This window comes from Pseudoalteromonas sp. A757, assembly GCF_004103285.1.
Classification (GTDB): Bacteria; Pseudomonadota; Gammaproteobacteria; order Enterobacterales; family Alteromonadaceae; genus Pseudoalteromonas; species Pseudoalteromonas galatheae.
Map to the genome: position 1 here is coordinate 214,993 of NZ_QNQN01000072.1, position 25,640 is coordinate 240,632.

Annotated in this window: 25 protein-coding genes and 1 tRNA gene; 5 read left to right on the top strand and 21 right to left on the bottom strand. The window is 43.1% G+C overall.

Features of this window, described 5'->3' with window-relative positions; translation table 11 throughout:
- The first annotated feature begins 58 nt into the window (after positions 1-58).
- Both flgM and DRB05_RS16615 read left to right on the top strand, forming a co-directional pair.
- On the top strand, positions 59-382 hold the full coding sequence (gene flgM / locus DRB05_RS16610; RefSeq protein ID WP_128727911.1) for a flagellar biosynthesis anti-sigma factor FlgM: 324 nt from the start codon (positions 59-61) through the stop codon (positions 380-382).
- The gene (locus tag DRB05_RS16615; protein WP_128727912.1) at positions 375-803 is read left to right on the top strand and encodes a flagellar protein FlgN; all 429 of its coding nucleotides are present in this window, start codon (positions 375-377) and stop codon (positions 801-803) included. Before flgM ends, DRB05_RS16615 begins: the two co-directional genes overlap by 8 nt.
- A gap of 301 nt (positions 804-1,104) precedes the next feature.
- Here DRB05_RS16615 and DRB05_RS16620 read toward each other — a convergent pair whose 3' ends face one another.
- Positions 1,105-1,581, bottom strand: a complete 477-nt coding sequence (locus DRB05_RS16620) for an LPP20 family lipoprotein (protein WP_128727913.1) — start codon at positions 1,579-1,581, stop codon at positions 1,105-1,107.
- A 201-nt stretch (positions 1,582-1,782) separates the two neighbouring features.
- Between DRB05_RS16620 and DRB05_RS16625 the strand changes: the two genes are divergently transcribed.
- Complete coding sequence (locus DRB05_RS16625) at positions 1,783-2,979, top strand: flagellar assembly protein T N-terminal domain-containing protein (protein ID WP_128727914.1); 1,197 nt, start codon at positions 1,783-1,785, stop codon at positions 2,977-2,979.
- Positions 2,980-3,089: 110 nt separating this feature from the next.
- Here the strand turns inward: DRB05_RS16625 and DRB05_RS16630 are convergent.
- The 16 genes from DRB05_RS16630 to rppH form a co-directional block, all read right to left on the bottom strand.
- Positions 3,090-3,164: transfer RNA gene (locus tag DRB05_RS16630), tRNA-Arg, on the bottom strand.
- Positions 3,165-3,496: 332 nt separating this feature from the next.
- Positions 3,497-4,135, bottom strand: coding sequence for a FlgO family outer membrane protein (locus tag DRB05_RS16635; protein ID WP_128727915.1), 639 nt, complete (start codon positions 4,133-4,135; stop codon positions 3,497-3,499).
- Between the two features lie 13 nt (positions 4,136-4,148).
- Complete coding sequence (locus DRB05_RS16640; RefSeq protein WP_128727916.1) at positions 4,149-4,802, bottom strand: FlgO family outer membrane protein; 654 nt, start codon at positions 4,800-4,802, stop codon at positions 4,149-4,151.
- 14 nt (positions 4,803-4,816) lie between these two features.
- Positions 4,817-5,398 (bottom strand): FlgO family outer membrane protein, encoded by a 582-nt coding sequence (locus DRB05_RS16645; RefSeq protein ID WP_128727917.1) that lies wholly within the window; start codon positions 5,396-5,398, stop codon positions 4,817-4,819.
- 54 nt (positions 5,399-5,452) lie between these two features.
- Positions 5,453-6,058, bottom strand: a complete 606-nt coding sequence (locus DRB05_RS16650; protein WP_128727918.1) for an SPOR domain-containing protein — start codon at positions 6,056-6,058, stop codon at positions 5,453-5,455.
- Positions 6,045-8,996 (bottom strand): hypothetical protein, encoded by a 2,952-nt coding sequence (locus tag DRB05_RS16655; RefSeq protein ID WP_240036262.1) that lies wholly within the window; start codon positions 8,994-8,996, stop codon positions 6,045-6,047. The genes DRB05_RS16650 and DRB05_RS16655 overlap by 14 nt, the downstream gene beginning before the upstream one ends.
- Before the next feature lie 10 nt (positions 8,997-9,006).
- Positions 9,007-9,729 carry a fimbria/pilus periplasmic chaperone gene (locus DRB05_RS16660; RefSeq protein WP_128727919.1) on the bottom strand — a complete coding sequence of 241 codons (723 nt, stop codon included), beginning with the start codon at positions 9,727-9,729 and terminating at the stop codon, positions 9,007-9,009.
- Between the two features lie 63 nt (positions 9,730-9,792).
- Entirely contained in the window at positions 9,793-10,251 is a 459-nt protein-coding gene (locus DRB05_RS16665; RefSeq protein WP_209319020.1) for a DUF4402 domain-containing protein, read from the bottom strand.
- Positions 10,252-10,254: 3 nt separating this feature from the next.
- The gene (locus DRB05_RS16670) at positions 10,255-10,836 is read right to left on the bottom strand and encodes a DUF4402 domain-containing protein (protein WP_128727920.1); all 582 of its coding nucleotides are present in this window, start codon (positions 10,834-10,836) and stop codon (positions 10,255-10,257) included.
- A gap of 97 nt (positions 10,837-10,933) precedes the next feature.
- Positions 10,934-11,446: a hypothetical protein gene (locus DRB05_RS16675; protein WP_128727921.1), complete on the bottom strand. Its 513-nt coding sequence runs from the start codon at positions 11,444-11,446 to the stop codon at positions 10,934-10,936.
- Positions 11,447-11,550: 104 nt separating this feature from the next.
- Positions 11,551-12,441 carry a UTP--glucose-1-phosphate uridylyltransferase GalU gene (gene galU, locus DRB05_RS16680; protein WP_128727922.1) on the bottom strand — a complete coding sequence of 297 codons (891 nt, stop codon included), beginning with the start codon at positions 12,439-12,441 and terminating at the stop codon, positions 11,551-11,553.
- A gap of 8 nt (positions 12,442-12,449) precedes the next feature.
- Positions 12,450-13,283 (bottom strand): thymidylate synthase, encoded by an 834-nt coding sequence (locus tag DRB05_RS16685; protein WP_128727923.1) that lies wholly within the window; start codon positions 13,281-13,283, stop codon positions 12,450-12,452.
- A 13-nt stretch (positions 13,284-13,296) separates the two neighbouring features.
- Positions 13,297-14,109 carry a prolipoprotein diacylglyceryl transferase gene (gene lgt / locus DRB05_RS16690; protein WP_128727924.1) on the bottom strand — a complete coding sequence of 271 codons (813 nt, stop codon included), beginning with the start codon at positions 14,107-14,109 and terminating at the stop codon, positions 13,297-13,299.
- Positions 14,110-14,118: 9 nt separating this feature from the next.
- Positions 14,119-14,928 (bottom strand): sulfite exporter TauE/SafE family protein, encoded by an 810-nt coding sequence (locus tag DRB05_RS16695; protein WP_128727925.1) that lies wholly within the window; start codon positions 14,926-14,928, stop codon positions 14,119-14,121.
- A gap of 47 nt (positions 14,929-14,975) precedes the next feature.
- Entirely contained in the window at positions 14,976-17,264 is a 2,289-nt protein-coding gene (gene ptsP / locus DRB05_RS16700; protein ID WP_128727926.1) for a phosphoenolpyruvate--protein phosphotransferase, read from the bottom strand.
- A gap of 15 nt (positions 17,265-17,279) precedes the next feature.
- Complete coding sequence (rppH, locus tag DRB05_RS16705; RefSeq protein ID WP_010369331.1) at positions 17,280-17,804, bottom strand: RNA pyrophosphohydrolase; 525 nt, start codon at positions 17,802-17,804, stop codon at positions 17,280-17,282.
- A 439-nt stretch (positions 17,805-18,243) separates the two neighbouring features.
- Here rppH and mutH point away from each other — a divergent pair, with 439 nt between their 5' ends.
- Together mutH and DRB05_RS22670 are read left to right on the top strand one after the other, a co-directional pair.
- Positions 18,244-18,918, top strand: coding sequence for a DNA mismatch repair endonuclease MutH (mutH, locus tag DRB05_RS16710; protein ID WP_128727927.1), 675 nt, complete (start codon positions 18,244-18,246; stop codon positions 18,916-18,918).
- Between the two features lie 132 nt (positions 18,919-19,050).
- Positions 19,051-19,200, top strand: a complete 150-nt coding sequence (locus tag DRB05_RS22670; RefSeq protein WP_161568699.1) for a hypothetical protein — start codon at positions 19,051-19,053, stop codon at positions 19,198-19,200.
- Positions 19,201-19,257: 57 nt separating this feature from the next.
- Here the strand turns inward: DRB05_RS22670 and eno are convergent, their stop codons facing one another.
- From eno to relA, 4 genes are all read right to left on the bottom strand, one after another.
- Positions 19,258-20,550 (bottom strand): phosphopyruvate hydratase, encoded by a 1,293-nt coding sequence (gene eno, locus DRB05_RS16715; RefSeq protein WP_128727928.1) that lies wholly within the window; start codon positions 20,548-20,550, stop codon positions 19,258-19,260.
- A 242-nt stretch (positions 20,551-20,792) separates the two neighbouring features.
- Entirely contained in the window at positions 20,793-22,427 is a 1,635-nt protein-coding gene (locus DRB05_RS16725; RefSeq protein WP_128727930.1) for a CTP synthase, read from the bottom strand.
- 163 nt (positions 22,428-22,590) lie between these two features.
- The gene (mazG, locus tag DRB05_RS16730; RefSeq protein WP_128727931.1) at positions 22,591-23,409 is read right to left on the bottom strand and encodes a nucleoside triphosphate pyrophosphohydrolase; all 819 of its coding nucleotides are present in this window, start codon (positions 23,407-23,409) and stop codon (positions 22,591-22,593) included.
- Positions 23,393-25,546: a GTP diphosphokinase gene (relA, locus tag DRB05_RS16735; protein ID WP_128727932.1), complete on the bottom strand. Its 2,154-nt coding sequence runs from the start codon at positions 25,544-25,546 to the stop codon at positions 23,393-23,395. The genes mazG and relA overlap by 17 nt, the downstream gene beginning before the upstream one ends.
- Positions 25,547-25,640: the final 94 nt, after the last annotated feature.

The window sequence follows — 25,640 nt, forward strand, 5'->3', positions numbered from 1 at the left end:
TAATACTACTGAACGCCGATAATATGGCTGAGAGTATAATTTTATTGGGTCTACAAACATGGTTAATCAAGTTAACGGTCAAAATCAGTCTACATCCGTTGCTAACAATGTTAAGCAACAGAAGGCTGAATTGCAAAGAAATGATGCCAACAACGCATCAGTTAAATCACCAGCTTCGCCTAAAGCAGCAGCGGATTCAGTTAGCCTGACCCCGCAGGCACAACAGCTGAAAACTGTCAATGAGAAAGCACAACAATCATCAGGCTTTGACGATAAGAAAGTCGAAGAGCTGAAAAAAGCGATTGCAGAAGGTAAGTATCAAGTTGACGCGGAAAAACTAGCTAAAAACATAGCGGCATTTGAGTTCGAAATATATGGATGACTTGGTTCGGCTTTGCCACCACAAACTTTCAGAACAAATCTCGACGCTAGAAGCGATGACCCAGCTTCTGGCGCGTGAGCTTGATGAGCTGGCCTCTCGGAGAGGCGACAATTTAAAAGAAATTGCTCGTGAAAAGTTAACTCTCATTTCAAAACTACAAAAGCTCGATAATGAATTATCAAAAACCGAGTCCCACGTTTTTGAGCACGATGATGTAATCCCACTCATCGCTAAAGTACGTACTCTACTTCACGAATGCCAAACTAAAAATGAAATCAATGCTAAAACGGCCCACCAAGCCAATGTAAGCACTCGTGAATTGAAAGGAATTTTAATTGGGGCGCCAACTTCGATTACCTATGGTCAAGATGGCAGCGTGAAAAGTAGCGACAGTGAATTAGTACGTAATTTAAAAGCTTAATGACTCGCTTGAGGAAGCTCTGCCTTTGGTGCTAGCGAATACCTCACGAGCGTTAAAAACAACACGATAACACTTCTCTATACTCCTTATGATAATAATCATCACAGCTGCTTTAGAATTCTAAGAAAAGCATATTCTAGATTAGCTTATTTATGGCCTGTTTATCTTTCAGGTTTGTGTTTACAGCAGCTTGATTGGTATTTATACAAGGCTGAGCCTAGCCGGCAAATCGATCGTCGCGACCAAAATCTTCTTAGAAAAACAAAAATCAAGCAGCAAAGGTCAACAGGCTCTAGACTGCTTACTTAAAACTGTAAGATATTTTTTTGATTTTCTGAGGCTTGACTTGAGTAACATACAAATCATAAACACGTTTCATATCAAGCTCTAACTCAGTCGCGTAAGTATCACCGACCGCGTAACTTTTCAGCACCTTAGCCCCACGAACAAGTCCATTTACTTGGCTCTTAAGGCCGTCGTTTTGGGCAATAGCACCCTTTACCGTGATAGTGGATGTCAAATTCTGGCCATAGAGTTGCTCAGCCAGCTCACGATAGGCTTCTAATTTTGAGACTTTAATGGCCATCAGCTGCTTCTCACCCGCAGTTTTACCCGGCTGAGCACTTAAAGGCGCATACCCCACAGCACGTAAAACAGGAAAAGTTTCCGGTTGCACCGTTTCATATTCAATGTGCTTGTCAACGAGGCTTGAACAGCTGCTGAGCCATGTCAGCGAGCAAATCATAACAATTGTATTGATAGAATTAGTGATACGCATTTCCCGCACTCCGCTACAATCTATACCAATCAAACTTAACACCTCCCCTGCATCTTAATCTCGCAGGGTTATTGCGGCTTTATTGAGTATTGGCAATAAGTAAAATTAACCTTCATAATGTATGATTATGCACGAACCTTGCCAAAATTTGGCACAGGTATTGCTGAGTTAGAGGGTAGTTTTTGATCTGGGCATTTAAACATGAAAAAGCAATTTGCGAGCAGTCTATCATTGTTGTGTATCACCTTAACTAATCCTGCTTATGCTGAATGGTTTGAAGTTACTGGCATGGCTGACGTTAAAAATGGCGATCATCAAAAAGCAAAAAGAAAGGCGGTAAACGATGCCATTACACAAGCTTTGCTGTTTTCTGGGGCTTCGGTAAGCAGTGTACAAACCGTCACCGATGGTGTGCTCACCCAAGATCAACTTAAGATCCGCTCAAATGCTGAGATTCAAAGCGCCAACGTAATTGCTGAAGCCAAAGTCGGTGACTCATGGCAAGTGACATTACATATTGATATTACCCCACAGAGTGCTCAGTGCCCGACCAGTGCATACAATAAACAGGTTGCAGTCACACAAAGCCAGTTAAAAAATAAACACCAAGCAACTTTAGGTCAAATTTTTGACATAAATAAAGTGGTCAGCGAGCGTCTATATCAGACAATGACCGAACAAAAGTTGAGCTTAGAGCCCGTTCCCTATTTTGCACAGACCATAGATGTTAGCCGCTTTTTCAGCCAGCGTTTTGATTATAATGAACAACTAATCGAAACCATTACAGCAAATACCAACAGCCAGTTTGTACTACTGAGTCAAATTACTGATATTGCTAGTGTCGATAAACTTAATAGTGACCTCGCATTTTGGCAAAGTGATAAATACTTAAGAAGCTTCAAGGTAGACTTTGCGCTGTTTGATGCGCTTTCTCATGAAAGGGTATGGCAAAAGCAATATGCGACTCAAGGCGTGTGGCCGTTTAAGAAAACCAAATTAATCGATGTGTACAGTGAGCGCTTTTGGCAGACAGATTATGCAGATGAGATCCAAACCACGCTGACACAAATCGCAACTGATTTAAACGCAGCGGTCGCCTGCTTACCAACCAATGGCAAAATCCTACATATTGATGATGAACAAGTCGTTATTAATTTGGGCCGTATGCATGGCTTAGAGAATGGCCAGATCCTTAACGTAGCGCATAGCAATCCGCTGACTAATGTCGATGGTAAAGTGTTTATGCATCAAATTAAAACCATTAATAAGTTGCAAGTGATCCAAGTGAATGCGCAAAACGCCATTGCAGTAAACATCAGCAATCGCCCACTTCATAATGTCCAAATTAATGACTTAGTTGAAATTCAAATGGAAAATGAGAATGAGTTTGAGCTGTAGCGTTAAGACTACCACTTGCAAAAGACAGGTTTTTCGATAGCTTTACACACTCTACAACATCCTTTCGCCGCCCATTTACTCTGGTAATTCCACGCAGAAGTGAATACTAATGGCGTCCCCAGTAGGAATCGAACCTACATCTAAGCCTTAGGAGGGCCTTGTTTTATCCATTAAACTATGGGGACAATCTTTAAAATATCAGGTAACAATCACCTTTTATGACCTTCACTAGCGAGGTCTGCGTTACTTAATACCAATTAAAGTCGAGATTTGTTGACTACCGGTCGTACTGCATCTCAATGACTTCGCTTTAGTATACTGATCTTAATGAACTTTTAAAGATTAATAGTCAAATTATTCGCAGGAATAAATGGAGTTAATAAGTAGGCGAATATACACAGTTACGACCTACTACCGCACTTTCCATTGCTTGCCCTACGGTTTGAATAAGAAATTGGATAGCGTTTTTTAATAAAACCTAAATTTTATTCTCGTCTAAAAAACGCTGTCTGAAATGTTATCTTGAAGCGGTTGCCTGCTCATCAAGGATAAAGTATGGAATGGTCACCATAGTGCTTGCGATAACTAAGCTGGTGTTAAACTCTAACAATCTTGCATTCACCTCCACGCCTCGTGGACGGTAAACCATAGTACCTGTAAGTAAATGACTCGGTGATTGCACATTTCTCAAGCGGCTTGCGTTACGAGAAAAAGTCAAATCGCCACTGGATGTCACTTCTATTTTTCCAAGCGCTTTAAAGTCTAGCGCTTGATAACCCAGCTTTTGCATTTGGTGCATTAAAGACTCAGCCAATTGGTTTCCTAACTGGTTAGTATCCCTTAATGATTCATTAAAGTTAACAAAACTGGCTACCGCTATCGACTCCGGCTTTTGCCCTAAAACAGTATCTGACAGTTCCAAAGCTATTTGATTAGCATAGTTGGCAATTTCTTTGCGATGACGGTAGCTAATAAAGCCAATATCTTGCATTGCCGTGGCTTGAGAAGCTTCATTACGCTCTTGCTCTTTCATCATAGCGTACAATATTTCCATATCGGATTGCTGCGCTTCTGTAGATTCTGGAGCCACCTGTTTTGTCATTTCGCAGCCCCCAAGTAAAGCAAGTGTTGTCGCAAATAGTACTACATTTTTCATTATAGCCTCCGAGTTAGTTTGCACGCTCTATACGAATGCCATCGTATGCCGCGCCATCTTGCAAGGCATTGACCACATTTTGCGGCAAAAAGCCTTGAGCGGAGCCCACGACACTTTTGCTTCTGAGCCCTACCACTCTGGCATTAACCATCACTCCGCCCTGATGATTAACCAATGTACCGCCTAGCACATACAAAAAAGGATGGTCGTCAGATAACTCTAAGAAATCACGGCTAAAAATAAAGTCGCCTTCGGGTGTGACCCTGATATAGTCCGTTGTTTTAAAATCTACAACGGGGATCCCAAATGCATGAAGTTCATGAATAAAGCTTTCAGCCAATTGGTTACCCAGTAAGGAGCCTTTATCAAATTCTTTATCTAAAAATACAAAGCTTGTCACCGCAACTGGTGTTTTCTCATTCACGTGTTTCAAGTTTGCTACCATGTCTTGCATAATACCCTGCACATAATGGGTCACATTTTTACCCGCCATCTGCTGAGAAACTGAGAATTGCTTCATCCCATTTGGATTGCTTTGATACATCGAAGATTTCTCAAAGCCATTACGAACAGGTTCAGTCTGTGCGCCATCAACTGCAAAAAAATTACTTTGGGCGCAGCCAACCATCAATGAAAGAGGCAAAACCAAACTTAATACTTTTTTCATTACTCTCATCTCCACTAATATTGGCTTCGTATAATTTGGCCGTTGCGATTCGTAACTCGCTCAGTACCCCACATCGCAATTTTAGGTATACTGATTGATGCGGCTGAAACAGAACGATTATGAAGCGTATCCACAAGCCTTGCATTGACCAAGTAGGTATCTCGGCTTTCCACGATTGTGCCGACTACGACAAGGTCAATTTTCTGGCGCTGATTCAGCATATCCAATTCTCGACTTAACATACTATCGGCAGAACTTTGTAAAGATAAAGCGTTTCTGAGGCGGTATTCCACAACATCAGCTCCCATTTGGCTTAGGTGAGTCATAAGGGATTCTTGCAGGGCCAAGCCCAAACCAAAACCTTGGCCATCCAAGGTATTATCTAGCTGATTAGCCCTAAAAAAACTCGTCACGGCAACCGTTGAATTGGGCTTGAACGGCCGAACATATTGGCCTAACTCCACGGCTAACTGAGCACCAAATGTATCCAAATCAGGTAGGGCTTCTTGTTGCTGGGTCGCTTCCCTCTTGCCAAATTGATGGCCGTTTGTACATCCGACCATAAACATAACCATTATGAGTACTAGATATTTCATTTCACCAAACCCACGATAAACTTATTTGGTGAGAAGCAAAATACGCACCAAGTTTTAGAGTCGGTGATTCGTATAGTGACTAACCAAGCAGCTGAAGCCCGCTTGTTTTAGCTGCTGGCAACCTCTGTATGCAGAGGCCTTGTCCATGAATGCACCTAGTTTGAGTCGGTAGTACTTCGTACTTTGAATATCGACTTGTTCAATATTCACTTCGCTTGTTGCAAAGTCTTGCGGTAGCTTATCTTTAAGCTGCTCATAAGTTTTCCTAAGCTTGGCATACTCTGTTGTAGAGGCCAATTGGATTGCAAATTCAGCTATTTCCTCAGGCTTGGCTTGTTTCTTCACAAGCTTTGTCTCTTGCTCAATTACGTGCTCAGGCTGCTTTGTAAAGAGTTCAGCATCTTTTTGCTTTGTGAGTGTGCTTGATAACTGCATAGCAATAACATCTAAATCCTCCTGCACCTCTTCAAACTTGGCGACCTGTTGCTTTAGCACTCTAAGCTGCTCGACTTCCCGTTGCAAGGTACTAACCTGTTGCTCAAGTAAAGATAATTGCTTCTTCATTTGCAGTGTGTCAGGTTGGCTCTCGTCCCTAGTTGATTGACAACCACTCAACGCTACGAAGCTGAGCATAATAAAATACCGCTTAATTAATTGCATTGTTTTCTCTTTCATAAATAGTTAAGGATTCCACGGTGCAAGAAACTTTAAAGGGAATTAGATTTTGGCAAATATTTGCCGCATTTTGTGAAGCACTATCTCTTAAGACAAGCAAATAAGTCGCGCTCCCTTCTTTTTGCGCATACCCAAAGCCACCGCGGAACATTGCTCGGTAGCGCTTTGCTAAAATCGCCGCATAAACTTTTAATATTGTTAGTGTCTTAAAACGTCCAACTACGGCAAACTCTTGCGTAGTTAATCGCTGTTGTTGTAATTCGAGGTTAACATCAAGTAGCAAGTCCCCTTCTGCACTTAACTCCACTTCTACCTGTTGAGTACTGGCTACCGCGAGCCTTTTCGCATCACTTATCGCTGTACGATAAGTCCCTGGCTTCAAACCAGTAAATACATAGTAACCGTCATATGCCGTCTGAGTGCGCGCGACCTCGTTGCCCACTTCATCAAGTAAACTCACGGTGGTGAATCCAGCAGGTCGGCGTTCGGTACCCTCATTAATTTCGATAACCCCTTCAACTTCCGACGAGTTTACAAATGGTATTTCAACGAATTCAATATGACCGGGTCTTGGAGTGAATGAAAAGCCATCATTAGCGGGAATTAAAAAGGGTTCGGGGATCGTGTCTGTATCGACAACAATATCTGTTCGTTTGTAATTAACCATTGAAGGTAATAGCGCAATACCGTCGTCGTCAGTTTTACCTTGTGCAAAATTTTGTAATGCTTTTATAGTTACCCCTTCAAGCGGTAACTCGCCGTCATCAAGATAGCCATTGTTGTTTTGGTCGATAAAAGCACGAACCATCAAAGAGCCAAACTGCGACAAGCGTTTACTAGTTAAAAAAACCTGCTCTACCGTTTCGCCCGCACCTATACTCACTTGCCCAGATAGACCTACTTGCCAGTTATCCTCGTTGTCATACTGTAAGTCCGTTAACAACCTAAACTTATCATGGTTCCAGCTCAATCCAAGTTCAGTTTTATAGTAATCTTCGGTAAAGTCTTTGTAAAAGGTAACGCCAAGATCAAGCTCAGAACTTAGCTCTTTACTTAATTCGAGCTCTACGGCTGTCATTTCATTGAAAGGTTTTATGTCATACCAAGTAGTAAAACGACTATACACGCCAAGGACTCTGCGTTGCCAGCGCAAATAGCCGCTCACGTTGCTAGCTTGATTTGCCATCTCTTGCCATACAAATTGGTTACTGAAAGAGCCCCAATAATTACCTGTACTAAACAGTAGCGACGCTTGCTCTGTGATGTCTTTATTAGCTCTATCAAGATGCAAGTATTCAGCACGATAATAAATCTTAGCAGCGTCAAAAAGAGACCACTCTCCTGCCGCTGTTAATTTTATCTCCGTCGAATTTTCATCCAGCTCTAGCTCTTCCTTTAGTTCAACTTTAGCACCTACCTGTTGCCCAAGTAGACGAGTTCGAGTATTTGCAGAGAGATGGTGGTTCTCTTCGCTCCTACTGTAGTCTACATCCAGTAATAGTCGTTTGTTAATATTGGTGTTGAATCCCGTTGAAAAGTATTGTTCTGACGCACTATTTTTCATACCTTGACGATGTTGCAAACCTGCATACACCGCAAAATTTTCAGTGAGACCGTAGTCAAAGCGACCATTTACTTGCCAGCTTGAAGTGCCCGATAATGCCGTTTTGTCTCCAAGCATACTTTTGCCCGTTTCAGTTATTGATACGGCATAAAACCCTTCGCCTTCATTCACTGCGCTTTGTTCAACATAGTATGTTTGCACTTCTTTTGATACTTGACCTTGACCTCCATACATCACTAGTTCAAAAGTGTTTTCACCAAATAATAAGTCAACATTTTCAAACTCATAGCGCCCTGATTGGACATTATTTTCTTGCCCTATCAGTAACCCATTTCGATAAAGTTCTACGTCCCATCCCACCTGAACTGGACCAGAAATAACAATGCGCTGACGGTTAGTACGCTTATCCAACGGCGCGTTACCGAAGCTAACTCCTCGCCCTTCATTATTTAATGCATCGACTCCAACTTGAACACTCTGAACATCACCGAGCGATACCTTGGTAAAGTTGCCAAACGGCAGAGCATCGGCTTTTTTTGAGGCTCGATTGAGTGACAATCGCGAGCGATTAATGACATCCCCTTCTCTACCAGCAATAAAGTACTGAGCTTGCCAATAAGCAATGTCTTGTGAACCAAGTAAGGAATAAGATGTTCGATTATAGCCCTCGGTGATCTGTGTATTTATCTGCGCATCCAAGACTGGTTTACCAATGCTTTGATAAGGGCTTGATCGCCAAGGTAACGTTGCACTAGCATTGCGGTCAAAGCTAACTACTTCTCGCCCTAATCGCTGTTGCTGAGCTTCTATTGGCAGAATTTGCTTACTCTTCACGGTCAGAGATAAGTCTTGTATATTGGTAAATAGACTGACGTCGAATAAAGTCGCAACAATATAATCAGCTAGAAACACCTCGCCATTGATGATCTGAACTTCTCTATCACTCAATTGCGTCCGCTGTCCTTTACTCTCAACTAAAAGCGACTGAGTTTTGAGGCTAAAGGTGTTGTCAGAAGTAAAGAACCAACCGCTAAAATTTCCCGAGCCGTCTTCTGATGCCACAAATCCCAAGGCTGAAAATAGGCTCAAGAGTTCTACGTTGACACCTTGATCCGAAGTAATCGCAATGACTTCACCTAAGTATAAGTTCCCCTTATAAGCAGATAAGAATAGTTCCGTACCCACATCAATTCGAGAAACTACTCGTTCACTTTGTTGTATGGTGAGTTTTGCCTTAACTCTTTCAATCCGCTCTAATAGCTGTTGCAAAGTATCAGCCTGAGATGCAACAGCAGACTGATAACATAGCATGCCTATTAGTAACACACACCAAATAGCCGATGCTCTCATCAGGGTCATTTATTCCAAGCTATAAAGATACAAAGTCATCTACGAAAGTACGGTCTGAGTATTCCTCATCACCCACATACTTTATTAGGATTTTACCTGGTGGCCCGAGCTTTATTGCGGGATCTATTGCAAACTCCACTTTTCTTTGGTTAAGTTCCGGATATACCGCAAATTTATTCAACACACCTATCCGCACTGGGTTAACATCATTTTTTCCCTGCCAATAAGCAGATAGTTCGCCAAAGCTACTATATTTTCCTGTTCGACTAAGCAGTACCGTAATTTCCTGACGACCACTTTTTGCACTGCTTAAAATGACATCTTCAAGCCGTATTTGCGGATGCGTCTTACCAATTCGCAGCACAACCGGAATGCTATAGCTCATCAGCACGTCTATATTGATACCTTCTTGCAGTTTGCCCTTATCACTCGGCAGCTCCCTAAAGAGCAAATGTGAACGATACTCCCCTTGCTCCATATTTGCTTTTCTACGCACAGCCAGCTTTATTACCTGACGCTCACCGGGTCCTAACGTTACTTGCCTAGGTGAAATCCGCACAAAATGGCTAGCTGCCATTGGATTCATCTTTTGCTCGGCAAAGTTGGCATAACCACCTTCTTTAAGCGCTAGCTTCTCTTGAAATTCAAGTCGGTAGGACTTGGTCACATCACCATTATTGATGATAGTAACTCTCTCAATTCTTTGACGTTCTTCAAAAGCAATCCGTGTTGGCGTTATCATTAAGTTAGCGCTCACTTTCCAGCAACAAAACAAAAGCAGCGTTAATACTAGTTTCTTCATAATTTAGTAAGACAAAGTTATTTCAACGTTTAAGGTTTGTACCCCATCCGATAGGGAGTTACCATTCCCAGCAAATCGCAATTGACCACCGACTTTAAATTCAGCAGATCCAACACTATTCGTGTAAACCGCGTTCTCGTGATAAAGCTCCGTCAACTGAAAAGCATCAGATGCGCCAAGGTTCCAATAGCCGAACCAGTCATTATAAACGGTTGATTGGACACTAATTTGGCGATTGTGGGGAAAATCGTTCAATAGGATTTCCGCAGCGTGACCAAACTTTACAAATAAAATATTACTTGAGGTTTGTGGCCTAACATTAGGCTCTATCGTCACTGTACCTGCGCTATTTTGATCAATAATCGCAATAGTGCCAAAGCTCAATTTCTTAATGACCGATATATCTTGAGCTTTGGCCACGTGACTGGCTAGAAGTACTGCCAGTGCAATGTAAAGCCACATTTTTTAGTAAGCGATTTCGATATCAACTTTACTGGTGTAAACACCACCACCATAGGTCTCTGTTCCAGAAAGTGCTTTCGTACTTAATGTTGCGCCAACTGAAAGCGTTGCAGCACCATTTGCGTCAACTCTAAACTTGTTGTTTGACACTTCGCTATTTGGTTGCCCGCCGCTTACCACAAAAAATTCAAAATCCTTTAAATCAAAAGAGGCATTACCTACACTATCAATCGTAGCTGAAGCCGGTACCGTAATCGTTAACTCAGTATTTGGTGCTGCATCGGTGATATTGATAGAGCCAGCTCCACCTGCACTAATAAGGTTTATCACTGCGCCACCAGGACTCTTGATTTCAGGATCAGGCAGTGAAGGATCCGCCTCAATCTTCATCGTAGCGACATCAGCTGCATCGCCCTGCACTCGAATAATACCGAAATCAAGCGGATCACCGGCTTCTGCTGAAAATAAGTTTTTAACTTCTACTTTAACTTCAAGGCGAGCAGTATCTTTAGCAATTGCTGAAGAAGTAAGTAAAGCCGCGGAAATAGAACTTGCGATAAGCGCAGACTTAATCAGTGTTTTCATTTTTAAATTCCTTTAGAGGTAGTTTTGTCGCCACCGAAATACCGTTTTTTGGTGGCTAATTCTTTATCGTTCCTAAATGGGAAAACTTTAGTGAAAATTAAAACAATAATCTCCTACAATCAAGACTTTGTATAGAAAAAAAGCGACAGTACGCTTTTGCTTCTTGCGTTGATTTCAACCCTGAGATAGTTGCCCAGCTTCTATTATTAAAATCTTTTACAGCTATCTCAGCATCAGAAAATAGACTCGGAAGTCGGGTCTTGATGGTAGATAATAATGCTTGATGCCTTTTTAATTGCGTTACGGAGTGCTTAAAAATAGGAAAAAGCTTGAGTTGTATGCTATCTATCGACTGCGATTGCTCATGTTGCGTTGCAGAGTAACGCTTAACTTTTTGTGCCGGACGAATAGCGCTTTGAACGTCCACAACATTTGCCTGTTGCTCTAATAAATTCAACAAGGTAGATAAGTCGCTCTCTAAAAGACTAAGGCGCTCAACACTCTCCAGTTGTTGCTCGTCGAGCTGCATAACTGAATGCTGATGACTACTACAGCCCGATAGCATAGGAAATAGAGTGAGCAAGGAAAGAATAAAAAAGTGAATACGCACAGCGAGTTACAACTAAAATCCATTTAGTACCCAATACTACCTAAGCTAACTTGAATAGCCAAATGCTTTTATCGCAAAAATTCACCTTTTTAACTAAAGGTAATTCATTTACTTTTTGAAATAATTGATTTAATGAAAGAAGATAGTTCTTCACTAAATGCTTCTCGCCGTAAAGCATGCTCAACTATGGCTTTTAAATAGCCGATTTTGCTTCCGCAGTCATGACTTTTTCCACATAGAGCGTACGCTTGTACTTCTTCTGTCTCCATCATCATTGCGATAGCGTCTGTTAATTGGATCTCACCACCTGCTCCCTCTGGCGTTTTTGCCAACATCGGCCAAATGGACTTACTTAATACATAACGTCCTACAATAGCCAAATTAGAGGGTGCAGCGCCCTCAGGTGGCTTTTCAACCATACTATACATTGACTTGGATGCACCGGGGGGAAGTGTTTCACCGTGTAGATCAACAACTCCAAATTGAGAGGTTAAGTGTTCTGGCACAGGCTCTACCATGACTTGACTAAAGCCACCCTGTTCGAAGCGCTCTATCATCTGAGCTAAGTTTTCTGTACGTAAGTCACTGGCAGCGGCATCAATCAACACATCGGGCAACATTACAACAAATGGCTCATCTCCGATCACCGGAGCGGCACAATTGATTGCGTGTCCAAGCCCCTTAGCCTCCCCCTGACGAACTTGAATAATAGTCGTATTTTTGGGGCAAATTGATTGTACTTCTTCTAGTAGCTGTCGCTTAACCCTCTGCTCAAGGGTTGCCTCTAACTCAAAGCTTTTATCGAAATGATTTTCAATCGAATTCTTACTTGAATGAGTAACTAAAACAATTTCTCGAATTCCAGCTGCCACAGCCTCGTCGACTACGTATTGGATAAGCGGTTTATCGACAATCGGTAGCATTTCTTTTGGTATAGCTTTAGTGGCAGGCAGCATCCTTGTACCCAAACCTGCAACTGGAATAACGGCTTTCATGTTAACTCCTAAATAGCGACTGGTGCTTTGATATGAGGGTGACATTGATAGTCTACCAACTCAAAGTCCTCAAATTTAAAGTCGAATATATCCTTTACTTCAGGGTTAATTCGCATTGTAGGTTTTGCATACGGTTCACGGCTTAATTGTTCTTCAACCTGTTCCATATGATTTAAATATAGATGAGCATCACCGAAAGTGTGAACAAAATCGCCAACTTCTAAGTCGCAAACTTGTGCAATCATCATTGTTAACAGTGCATAGCTTGCGATGTTAAAGGGCACACCTAAGAAAATATCTGCACTGCGTTGATAAAGCTGGCAAGAAAGCTTGCCATCTAGTACATAAAATTGGAATAACGTGTGGCAAGGTGGTAACGCTTGTTTGCCCATTGCTGCGTTTTCTTTTGGTGAATAGCTAGTATCAGGCAGAAGCGCAGGGTTCCATGCACTCACAATCAAGCGACGAGAATCTGGATTGGTTTTGATTTGCTCAACAACATCTTTGATTTGGTCAACCACTTCTCCATTTGGCCCCGTCCAAGAACGCCATTGGCTGCCATATACCGGGCCCAAGTCGCCTTCATCGGTTGCCCAGCCATCCCAAATGCTAACGCCATTTTCCTTAAGATATTTGATATTAGTATCGCCTTGCAAGAACCAAAGTAGCTCGTGAATAATCGAGCGTAGATGACACTTTTTCGTCGTTACAAGCGGAAAGCCTTCTTGCAGGTTGAAGCGCATCTGGTACCCAAAAACACTCACTGTACCTGTGCCCGTGCGGTCTTCTTTTTTTGTGCCATTATCACGCACATGGCGCATCAATTCTAAATATTGCTTCATTGTTCGCTACTCTTTAACTTTTAACTTGCCCAGTAGATGGGTTGCTACCTTCTCGCTTATATGCCCACACCATAAGGATAGTGCCTGCAATCACCATAGGGAGAGATAAGATCTGACCTTGAGAAATAAGGCCACCATACAAGCCTATATGTGCATCTGGCTCTCGGAAATACTCGATTGAGAAGCGAAAGACACCGTAACCTGCTAAAAATAGACCTGCTACACTGCCCGCTGGGCGCGGTTTTTGCCTAAACCATACCAGCATCACAAACAATACCAACCCTTCAAAAAACGCTTCATAAAGTTGTGATGGGTGGCGCGGCTGTGGACCGCCCGTAGGGAAAATAAATGCCCAAGGAACATCTGTTACACGACCCCATAACTCACCATTAATGAAGTTACCGATACGACCGGCAAACAGCCCAACAGGCACCATAGGAACGACAAAGTCGCCTACCGATAAAATTGAACGTTTATTTTTAAGCGCATACACGATAATCGCCGTGATAACGCCCAATGCGCCGCCATGAAAAGACATACCGCCTTGGTCCACCCTAAACAAATAAAGCGGGTTTTCAATAAAATGAGAGAATTGATAAAACAACACGTAACCAATTCGCCCGCCCAAGATCACCCCGAGCATACAGTAAAAAACTAGGTCGCCAACTTGGTCTTTATTCCAACCAGAGTTTGGTTTTTTTGCTTCTTTCCCTGCCCACCACATAGCGAACATAAAGCCGATTAAATACATTAATCCATACCAACGAACACTTAACGGTCCGATGGAAAAAATCACAGGGTCTATCTGTGGAAACTGCAAAGCCATAGCCTTTCCTTAATTCATTAACATATTGCCAGCGATAACAATGAGTAACGCCGCAAACACTTTCTTAATCGTTGTGACTGGTAAGTGGTGCGTAGCTTTAGCACCAATAGGCGCCATAAACCATGAAGTTGCCACTATACCAAACAAAGCCGGTAAATAGACAAAACCTAAAAATCCATGCTCAATATCCACATGTTGGCTGCCAGAGGCGATATAGCCAAAGGAGCCAAAGATAGCGATAACGATACCACTGGCAGACGCACATCCTATCGCTTTTTTCATATCAACAGAGAAAAATGTCAGTAGTGGGACGATTAATGCCCCCCCGCCAATACCAATCATTGCAGACAGCGCCCCCGTTACCGAGGTTAACATTGCTAATATCGGTCCTTGCGGTATAGCTCTGGTTGATTGTGGCGGTTTTCTGGAGCTCCACGCCATTTTCAATGCAATACCCACAACACTAACCACAAAAATAATTCTGACCAGTTTTTCTGGCAACATCACTGCGGCAAAACCACTCCCCAAGGCGCCGACTGCCACACCTAACATCACCCATGGAGCAATGTGCCATGGAACATTGTCATTTTTATGATGCGCTTTTGCTGAAGATGTCGAAGTGAAAATAATGGAGGCGAGAGACGTCGCAATTGCAACTAACACCACTTGATCTGTGGGTATAACATTAAATTTGGTCAAGATAACAGATAAAATAGGGACTATCAGCAGCCCGCCGCCGATACCAAGCAGACCTGCCAAAAAGCCAACTGCACAGCCGAGCAAAGCGCAAAGTACAACGATGAGTATAATAGTTTCCATCAACAAGCTCTTATTCTTATAGCGCCGTAATGGTAGCGTAAATAGCCTTAAGAAGCACCCTTTGCTTGGTGGCTGGTATAGAGTAATTCTGCAAAATGATGCTCTATCATAAATTCTTTAATAATACGGCGCACTTGCTTAGATGAAGGTTGTGCTAAACAACTTTCAAGTAGAGCTTCCATATCCGTTACTTTGAGTCTACGTAGCACCCATTTCACTTTGTTCAGTGAAGAAATATTCATACTCAAACGGCGATACCCCATTGCAATAAGCAAGATTGCTCCCTCAGGCTCACCGCCTAACTCTCCACACAAGCTAAAAGGCAGTTCGTGTAATTCACACTGTTGTGCAATCTGATTTAACACTCGTAATACACTGGGATGATAAGGGTCAAAAAGATCCGCAACTTGTGCATTGGTCCTATCAACTGCTAATAAATACTGCGTCAAATCGTTACTGCCCACAGAGCAAAAATCGACTTTTTTCGACCACTCAGGCAACAAGTACACGCTAGATGGTACTTCAAGCATTACGCCAATTTCTGGCCGGTCGATGGTGTAAAAAGGGTCAGCCCATTCGTCTTGCAACTCAAAACAAGCCTGCTCAATAAGCCCCATCGCTTCATCTATTTCCTCACTGTGGCCCACCATAGGCAACATAATCTGTAAGTTGCCAAGACCCGCGTTTGCTTTGATCATCGCTTTGATTTGATCTAAGAAAAGCTCGGGATGATCCAACGATACACGAATGCCCCGCCACCCTAAAAATGGGTTTTCTTCTTTGATATCAAAGTAATCTAGAATTTTGTCGCCACCGATATCTAAAGTCCGCATCACTACGGGCTCAGGGTGATAACGTGATAGCACCTCGCGATACCAGATTTCTTGCTCCGATTGTGTTGGGAATTGGCCTTTTTGCATAAACCAAGACTCAGTACGATAAAGACCAACGCCATCGCAATAACTGGCGCTTAATGTTTCAGTCGATAGATCAAGCCCAGCATTTAAGAGTAAATTTATACGCTCGCCATCGAGTGTAATAGGCGGCAAATCATGTTCCGCTTCAAACTTATCATGCAGAATATTGTCTTTACGTTTAATTTCAACATACTCATTGACCAACATTTGCGAAGGCGAAATATAAAGCCGTCCAGAATACGCATCCATGATCATAGACTTACCATCAAACTGTAATAATGGAATGTCTTCTATGCCCCAAATAGCGGGGACGCCCATCGCGCGAGTGAGAATGGAGGCATGAGAGTTGACCGAGCCATGCACACTGACTACCCCTTTGAGCTTTTCTTTTGGTACTTGCGCTAACATAGTTGGGGTCAAGGTATGGGCGATTAGAATCGTATTGTCTGGATAGTGTTTAACAGCTTGTTCAGTCGAGACTAAATGCTGGAGCACGCGCAGGCCAATATCATTAACATCAATCGCGCGCTCTTTGATATAAGGGTCACTCATCATATCAAACTGAGCCACAAGCTTTTCAATAACAAGCTTTAGCGCTGTTTTTGCGTTCCAGCCTTGTTGTATCTCAGACTCCACTTGTTTACCTAAACTCTTGGCATCCAAAAGTTGTTGGTAAACCTCAAACACGGCTACCGCTTCTTTTGGAATATCATCACTCAAGGTTTTGGCTAAAATATGGAACTCTTGCCGAGTCGCAGCCACTGCTTGATGAAACAGCTGAATTTGCTGTTGAATATTGTCACTATGCTGCGGTTCAATACTCGCAAAATCAATATGGGGCAACACCACATAACCATCACCTAAGGCAATACCAGGTGCACTCGATACCCCTTTTAACACCGAGGTTCTATGGCTGCTTGCATCTTGTTGCAGTAAAGTTTGGATCTCAGTGTTGGCAAGTTGTGAAGCCAATTGCGCTGAAAGCGTAATGAGAAAGGACTCTTCGTCATGGCTAAATACACGAGCAACCTTTTGCTGCACCACAATAACCCCAAGCACTTTGCGCTGGTGTACAACAGGCACTGATAAGAAAGCATTGTAGCCTTCTTCATTGACCTCGGGTGACAGTTTGAATCTTGGGTGTGATTGGGCGTGGGCAACGTTAATTGGCTCTTCACGCTGGGCAACAAGACCGACTAGACCTTCAGTAAATCCCATTCGGAATTTCCCGATTGCTTCAGGGTTTAAGCCATCTGTTGCCATCAGGATAAAATTATCTTGACTGTAATCGGCAAAGTAAACTGAGCAGCATTCAGTGTGCATGGCATCTTTAACCATAGTAACAAAGCAATTTAACGCGCTTTGTAGGTCACTTTGCTGTGCCACTGACTCAGCAATCGATCTTAACGTTGCTAACACCTGCTGCTCCTTTTTTTATCGTTTTGTGCGCCAGAAATCCTTCTGCCCTTGCTGTTCACGTTTACCAAATGGCATCGCAAACGGAGCGAATTCCTTCATCACTCGACGATAGACATCACGCTTAAACGATACAACTTGACGTACTGGATACCAATAGCTAACCCAGCGCCAATCATCAAACTCAGGGTGATGCGTACGTAATAAGTCTACGTCTTCATCTTTACACCTAAGTTTCAATAAAAACCATTTCTGCTTTTGCCCGATACAAACTGGGCTTGAATCTCGTCTAATTAACCTTTTTGGTAGTTTGTAACGTAACCAATGTTTAGAACTTGCTACTATTTCAACATCTTCTGGCCTAAGTCCAACTTCTTCATGAAGTTCACGATACATCGTTTGCTCAGGTGTTTCCCCTTGATCTATTCCGCCTTGAGGAAATTGCCAAGAGTGTTGTCCGTAACGACGGGCCCAAAAAACCTGCCCCTGATTATTACAAATCACTATTCCGACATTGGCACGAAACCCTTCGGCATCAATCACCTTAGTGCCTCATTTATAAGTCGATTTTTAATGATTGTTCCACAACTCCCGCGTCACGGCAAATTTAATTCCATTCTATACCTAAATTATCTCAGCATACTCTCAAGTTACCCACAACTTGTGCATAACTAAGTATTTACCAGTTCAAATTACGAACAAATCCACAGATACACACTTCAAACCTCAGGTTTTCCACATATTCTGTGGATAATTATGTTTATAGTCTTGTATTTATCCAAAGCCATAAGAATTCCAAGGCACACTGACTGTAGCAAAGAAAAAATAACTTCATATTTATCATATAGATAATGGAGTTATTGCTTTATTCAAAGGTTGAAATAATAAGCCGTACTTAAATTGAGTGTAAAATAACCAACTTACTTAGCTACATGATTTCTTTTATAATCGTGTTTTTAAGGAATAGACTCAGGAGTATCGCTTGCCATCAGTTACACCACCACGCTCTGTAGGCGAACTTATGCAGCGTGTTGAAAACATAGCCGGTTTAACATTGGGTGAACTCGCTCAGCAGCTCTCGTTTAAAACTCCACAAGACTTGCTCAAAGAAAAAGGCTGGGTAGGACAACTCATAGAAGCAGCCTTAGGTGCTACCGCGGGCTCAAAGCCTGTGCCTGATTTTGAGCATATTGGCGTTGAACTCAAGACTTTGCCAATAGGCTATCAAGGCAAACCGCTAGAGACTACCTATGTTTCTGTCGTACCGCTGACTCAGTTAACGGGATTAACATGGGAAGCATCGAGTGTTAAAAAGAAATTAGCTCATGTTCTTTGGCTACCCATATTAGCCGAACGAGAAATTCCTTTAATAGATAGGGTTATTGGACACGGCTTCTTATGGCGGCCGGACGCGCATCAAGAACAGTTGTTACGAAGGGACTGGGAAGAGCAAATCGAGTTAATCGCTACGGGTCATGTAGAGCAAATCTCAGGGCATCTTGGAGAAGTCATGCAGATAAGGCCAAAGGCGGCAAATGCCAAAGCGCTCACCGATGCAATTGGGCCTAACGGTAAAATAGTGCAGACTTTGCCAAGAGGTTTTTATTTGAAAATCAATTTCACTCAATCGATATTGGCGCAAGAGTTTGGTGTTTAAAACCACTGTTCATTTATCACACAAAAGTACAAGTATAAAACAACCGACACCTTGTGTAGATTTGATTGGTATTTTTATAGAAGGAAAGGACAGTGAAATTAAAGCTCAAAAAAATCGATTAAAGAACTTAGTGTGAACAAAACACTTGTGACTAAAATAACGCCGGCTATTGCTGGGAGTAATGGTCCTGCGACGATGGGTGATGCTTGTAATTCACTTCAAGTCTGTTGGACATTTAGAAATGGCCAAGCAAATTGTGAAATTTGGGGTGACGACCGCTAGCAGTAAAAAACGCCAGTAGCTAAACTGGCGTTTTTACAATACATCAAGTAATGCTAATTACTGACCTTTGATTTCACTACGGCCTTTGTATACCGCTTTTTCACCTAGCGCCTCTTCAATACGTAGTAACTGGTTGTACTTAGCTACACGATCCGAACGACAAAGTGAACCTGTCTTAATTTGGCCTGCCGCTGTTGCCACTGCTAAATCAGCAATGGTTGCGTCTTCAGTCTCACCAGAGCGGTGTGAAATAACGGCAGTAAAGCCAGCGTCTTGCGCCATTTTGATGGCATCAAGCGTTTCAGACAGTGAACCAATCTGGTTGAATTTAATCAAGATTGAGTTACCAATGCTTTCTTCTATACCACGCTTTAAGATCTTAGTGTTAGTAACAAAAAGATCATCACCCACTAGCTGAACTTTATCACCAATTTTATCTGTTAGGATTTTCCAGCCAGCCCAATCGCTTTCGTCTAGGCCATCTTCGATTGATACAATTGGGTAACGTGCGGCAAGATCAGCCAAAAAGCCTGCAAAACCTTCTGAGTCGAATGTTTTACCTTCGCCCTTTAGGTCATATTTGCCATCGACGTAAAACTCAGACGCTGCACAATCAAGTGCTAGCGTTACGTCTTTGTTCATTTCGTAGCCAGCTGCAGCAACCGCTTCTACGATCACCTCTAGCGCTTCTTCATTTGATTTAAGGTCTGGAGCAAAACCACCTTCGTCACCTACCGCAGTGTTTAGGCCACGTGACTTCAGTACTTTTTTCAGGCTGTGGAAGATTTCAGCACCCATACGTAGTGCTTCACGGAAGCTTTTTGCACCAACAGGCTGAACCATAAACTCTTGAATATCAACGTTGTTATCCGCGTGCTCACCACCATTGATAATGTTCATCATCGGAACTGGCATTGAGTACTGGCCTGCTGTACCGTTGATGTCTGCAATATGCTCGTATAGCGCCACGCCTTTGTCTTGTGCAGCTGCTTTTGCTGTTGCAAGAGATACCGCAAGGATAGCGTTCGCACCTAGTTTTTCTTTGTTTTCAGTGCCATCTAAGTCCAACATGATTTGGTCGATTGCACGTTGCTCTAGCGCGTTTTGACCTTCAAGTGCTGCCGCGATTTCGTTATTTACGTAGTTTACCGCAGTCAATACACCTTTTCCTAAGTAACGAGACTTATCACCGTCACGTAGCTCTAGTGCTTCACGGGTACCCGTAGATGCACCTGATGGCGCACATGCACGGCCCCATGCACCTGACTCTAGGTGTACGTCCGCTTCTACTGTTGGGTTACCGCGTGAGTCCATAACTTCACGGCCAATCACTCTAACGATTTTTGACATCTTGATTCCTCTTATTCCCAAAGTGGTGTGTGTTGCACTGCTTCTGTCGCAGGCGAATTCAGGGTCAATAAACCCGCTTTAAAGTTTGCCTTATCTCTGCGGCTTCGCAAAGTGAAGAATTTACACGTATCACATTGACGCGCTGGCAGATAAGAAAAAGTTTGGCGATAAACACTATAATTAGCGCCTATTGCAAAACCTTCTGCAACAAAAAAGCCGTGCAAGAGCACGGCTTTTTCTTATTACGAAGATGCTTTTTGGTGGCTGTATGCCGCCGCAACAAAGCCTTCAAATAATGGGTGACCATCGCGAGGCGTCGACGTGAACTCAGGGTGGAACTGAGCCGCGATAAACCAAGGGTGATCTTTATTCTCGATAATCTCAACTAGTTTCTTGTCTTCTGACAGACCAGTAAATTGCAGACCCGCTTTTTCAAGCTCAGCAACATAGTTGTTGTTTACTTCGTAGCGGTGACGGTGACGCTCGACGATTTCGGCATTACCGTATACTTCACGCACCTTAGAGCTTTCTTTTAAGTGGCAAAGCTGCGCGCCAAGACGCATAGTGCCGCCCAGATCAGAATCGTGATCACGTACTTCAATCTTACCATCTGCATCTAACCACTCAGTGATCAGACCAACTACTGGATGTGGACTTTCAAGATCAAATTCAGTTGAGTTAGCACCAGTAAGACCTGCAACGTTACGTGCATACTCGATTAGCGCAACTTGCATCCCTAAACAAATACCTAGGTATGGTACTTTGTTTTCACGTGCATACTTTGCAGCTAAAATCTTACCTTCAACGCCACGGTTACCAAAGCCACCAGGTACTAAGATAGCATCAAGATGCTCAAGTAATTCAGTGCCTTTACTCTCGATATCTTGCGAGTCAACGTATTCAATATTCACTGTCAAACGGTTTTTCAAACCAGCATGCTTCAACGCTTCGTTAACCGATTTATATGCATCTGGTAACTCGATATATTTACCGACCATACCAATTGTCACTTCACCAGTAGGGTTTGACTCTTGATAAAGTACTTGCTCCCACTCAGATAAATCCGCTTCCGGACATTCAAGGTAGAAACGACGACAAATGATGTTATCAAGCTCTTGCGACTTCAATAGCGCTGGGATCTTATAAATACTGTCTACGTCTTGTAGTGAGATAACTGCTTTTTCTTCTACGTTAGTGAATAGTGCAATCTTCGCGCGTTCGTTCGCTGGCAGTTTACGGTCCGAACGACAGATCAGAATATCAGGTTGAATACCGATTGAACGAAGCTCTTTCACTGAGTGCTGAGTTGGCTTAGTTTTCACTTCACCCGCAGGGCCTAAGAAAGGTACTAGTGTCAAGTGCATAAATAAAGCACTTTCGCGACCAAGCTCTGTGCCTAGTTGGCGAATTGCTTCTAGGAAAGGTTGTGACTCGATATCACCAACCGTGCCACCGATCTCTACGATAGCAACATCATGGCCTTCCGCGCCTTCAAGCACGCGACGCTTGATGTCATTTGTGATGTGAGGAATAACCTGAATAGTGGCACCTAAGTACTCACCTCTACGCTCTTTGCGCAACACGTCTTCAAATACACGGCCTTGTGTAAAGTTATTACGCTTGGTCATTTTAGTGCGAATAAAACGCTCGTAGTGACCAAGATCAAGGTCGGTTTCCGCGCCGTCTTCGGTTACGAATACTTCACCGTGTTGGATAGGGCTCATGGTCCCAGGGTCAACATTGATGTAGGGATCCAGCTTTAGAATCGTTACTTTCAAGCCACGTGCTTCTAAAATAGCGGCTAAAGAAGCAGCTGCAATACCTTTACCCAAGGAGGATACTACTCCGCCCGTTACGAAGATAAATTTTGTACTCATGCGAACCCTAGAAATTTCAGGAAAATTGGAATTTAAATAAGAATCAAGACGGGGCGATAGTATAGCAAAAGCACCCGGGCCATTCCAGCTAAAAATGACTTAGAGCGGTAATATATTTTATCACGAGGTCGTTTTCATTAACGACCCAAAAGTAAAATCGGTCTCAGTTTTTACTGCGTTGACGACGTTTCACAGTCTCCCAAGCAGCATCCATTTCCTCTAGGTTCGCATCTTTAAGTGACAGTGAGGACTCATTCAGAACAGCTTCTACTTGCACAAAGCGATTTTTAAATTTCTCATTGGCTTGACGTAGCAGCTGCTCCGGATCTCGTTTTATATGTCGGCTCACATTCACGGTCGCAAACAACAAATCTCCGACCTCTTCCGCAGTATGTTCAGAGAGTGGATCGACTTGCAGTGCCTCGCTCACCTCTGCGACTTCCTCTTGCACTTTATCCCACGCACCGTGGTAACTTGGCCAGTCAAATCCGAGTTTAGCTGCCTGCTTTTGAGTTTTGTAGGCTTTTGATAATGCTGGCAGGCTGCTCGGGATATCCGCCGCGAACGTTCCTTTTTTTTGCCCCTGTTTTTCTTGCTGTTTAATGGCGTGCCATTGCTGCTCAAGCTCGGCTTCGCTTAAGTTTTCCTGTTTTTCAAATACATGAGGGTGACGTCTCACTAATTTGTCATTGAGGGTTTGCACTATGTCTGCAAAATCAAACAACCCCTGCTCTTTTCCAAGCTGAGCATAAAAAATCACTTGGAACAGCAAATCCCCCAACTCTTCTTTTAAGTGAGCAAAGTCGCCCAGCTCGATAGCATCGGCAACTTCGTGCGCTTCTTCTAAAGTATGAGGAACAATGGTTTTAAAGGTTTGCTTCTTGTCCCAGTCACATCCAGTGCTTGGGTCACGCAACTGCGACATAATTTCTAGCAGTTGCTCTATACCCAATGTTGCAGAACACTTAGAGTCGTTTGGCATCAAAAACACCTTCGATTTGCATCAATTTAGTCAGCAAGCGGTGCATAGCGGAAAGATCATCTACCTCAACCTTCATCATAAATACCGCCACGTTTTTATCGTCTTGTGTCTGTACATTCATATTGAGCACGTTGACCTTTTCATTGGCAAGTACTGAACTAATATCTCGGATCAGTCCCTGACGATCGTGCGCTTCAATTTTTAATGTAATGGAATATGATGCTTTTACATCTTCAGACCAACTGACCGCAATCTCTCGCTCTGGATGTATATCTGTAATATGAGCGAATGACTCGCAATCGGAGCGGTGTACAGCGATACCTCGCCCTTGCGTGATATAACCCACAATTTCATCACCCGGTACTGGCTCACAGCATTTCGCCATATGGCTCATCAAGCTGCCAACACCATCAACGACCACTGCGTTTTTGTCGCCTTTACTGTGTTTTGGTGAGGAGATTTTTAACTTAGGTGTATCCTCAGGTTTATCCTGTACATAGTTCAAGAATTGATTGATACGAATATCACCAGCACCAATTGCCACCATTAGATCGTCGAGTTCTTTAAAGTTAAAGCGATCAATGGCGGGCTCTAAATCTTTATAGGTAATGTCTAGTTTTTGTAGATGACTATCTAAAATTTCCTTGCCCGCTTGGAGGTTTTTGTCTCTATCCTGCTGCTTAAACCAGTGATGGATCTTGCTGCGTGCTCTTGAAGAATGGATATACCCCAGCGACGGATTTAACCAATCACGACTTGGTGAAGCATTTTTCTGGGTCAGTATTTCTACCTGATCGCCAGTGCGCAGCGTATAAGTGAAAGGTACTATCTTACCAAACACTTTTGCACCAATGCACCGATGCCCAACATTTGAATGAATGTAGTAAGCAAAGTCGAGTGGCGTCGAGCCTAACGGCAAATCAAAGATATCGCCCTTGGGCGTGAATACATAAACGCGGTCCTCGACAACCTGATTCTTCAGCTCATCTGCTATTTCACTGCCATCTACCACTTCTTCTTGCCACTGCAACAATTTGCGTAGCCAGCTAATTTTTTGCTCGTATCCTGAATTTCTGCCCGGCAACGCACCTTCTTTGTACATCCAATGTGCCGCCACCCCAAGCTCTGCGTCTCGATGCATAGCCTCGGTGCGGATTTGAATTTCTACCGTTTTGCCCTCAGGGCCAAATACCACGGTGTGGATAGACTGATAGCCGTTTTGCTTAGGCGTAGCAATATAGTCGTCAAACTCTTTGTTTAAATGCCGCCAACTGGTGTGCACAATGCCCAAAGCAGCGTAGCAATCTTGAATTTCATCTACCACCACACGCATCGCGCGAATGTCGAACAACTGTTCGAATTCATAGCTTTTCTGCGCCATTTTTTTATAAATGCTGTAAATATGCTTAGGGCGACCGTAGACCTGCGCTTTAATGCCCGCATCCGCAAGTTTTTGTGCCACCGAATTAACCATATTTTCCATATAAGCTTCGCGGTCTAAGCGCTTATCAGAAAGCTTCTTGGCAATAGACTTATACGTATCAGGATGCAAATAACGGAACGAGAGGTCTTCAAGTTCCCATTTTAATTGGCCGATCCCCAAACGGTTCGCAAGTGGCGCAAAAATGTTGGCAGCGGCTTTTGCAGCAACAACTCTTTCTTCTTCCGATGCTTTCTTAACCGCACGCAAATGGCAGATTTGCTCAGCAAGTTTAATCACTACGGCACGCACATCTTCCACCATAGCGAGTAACATACGGCGGATATTATCAACTTGTACCCTACCCGAGCTTTGGTGTGCCAACGTGCTAATAGTTTCCATATTCTCCACCCCTTTTAAAAGCAGGGAGATATTTTTGCCAAGCGTTTCCTCTACTTGCTCAAGGGACAACTTTCCAGCGACAAAATAAGGAGTTAAAAACGCTGTTGCTAGAGATTCGCTATCAAAATTTAAATCTGCAAGGATCTCTACCATTTCGATGGCATTGTTGAGATGCTCGGTGGACTCATCCACAGGACAGAGTTCATAGGCTCTTTGTAGCCATTCTCTTTGATCCTCAGACAAGTTTAAGATAGTGAGTCGCGCGTCAAACTCTAGTGGCAAAGTGGTTTGATGCGACTGCCGAGTAGCAACCATGTTTTGATACCTCCTTAAAATTATTTACCCGCCTCATTTTCGGATAAATTATCTAACCAGCAGCTCGAGCTAAAGTGCAGCAGAGCTCTGATTA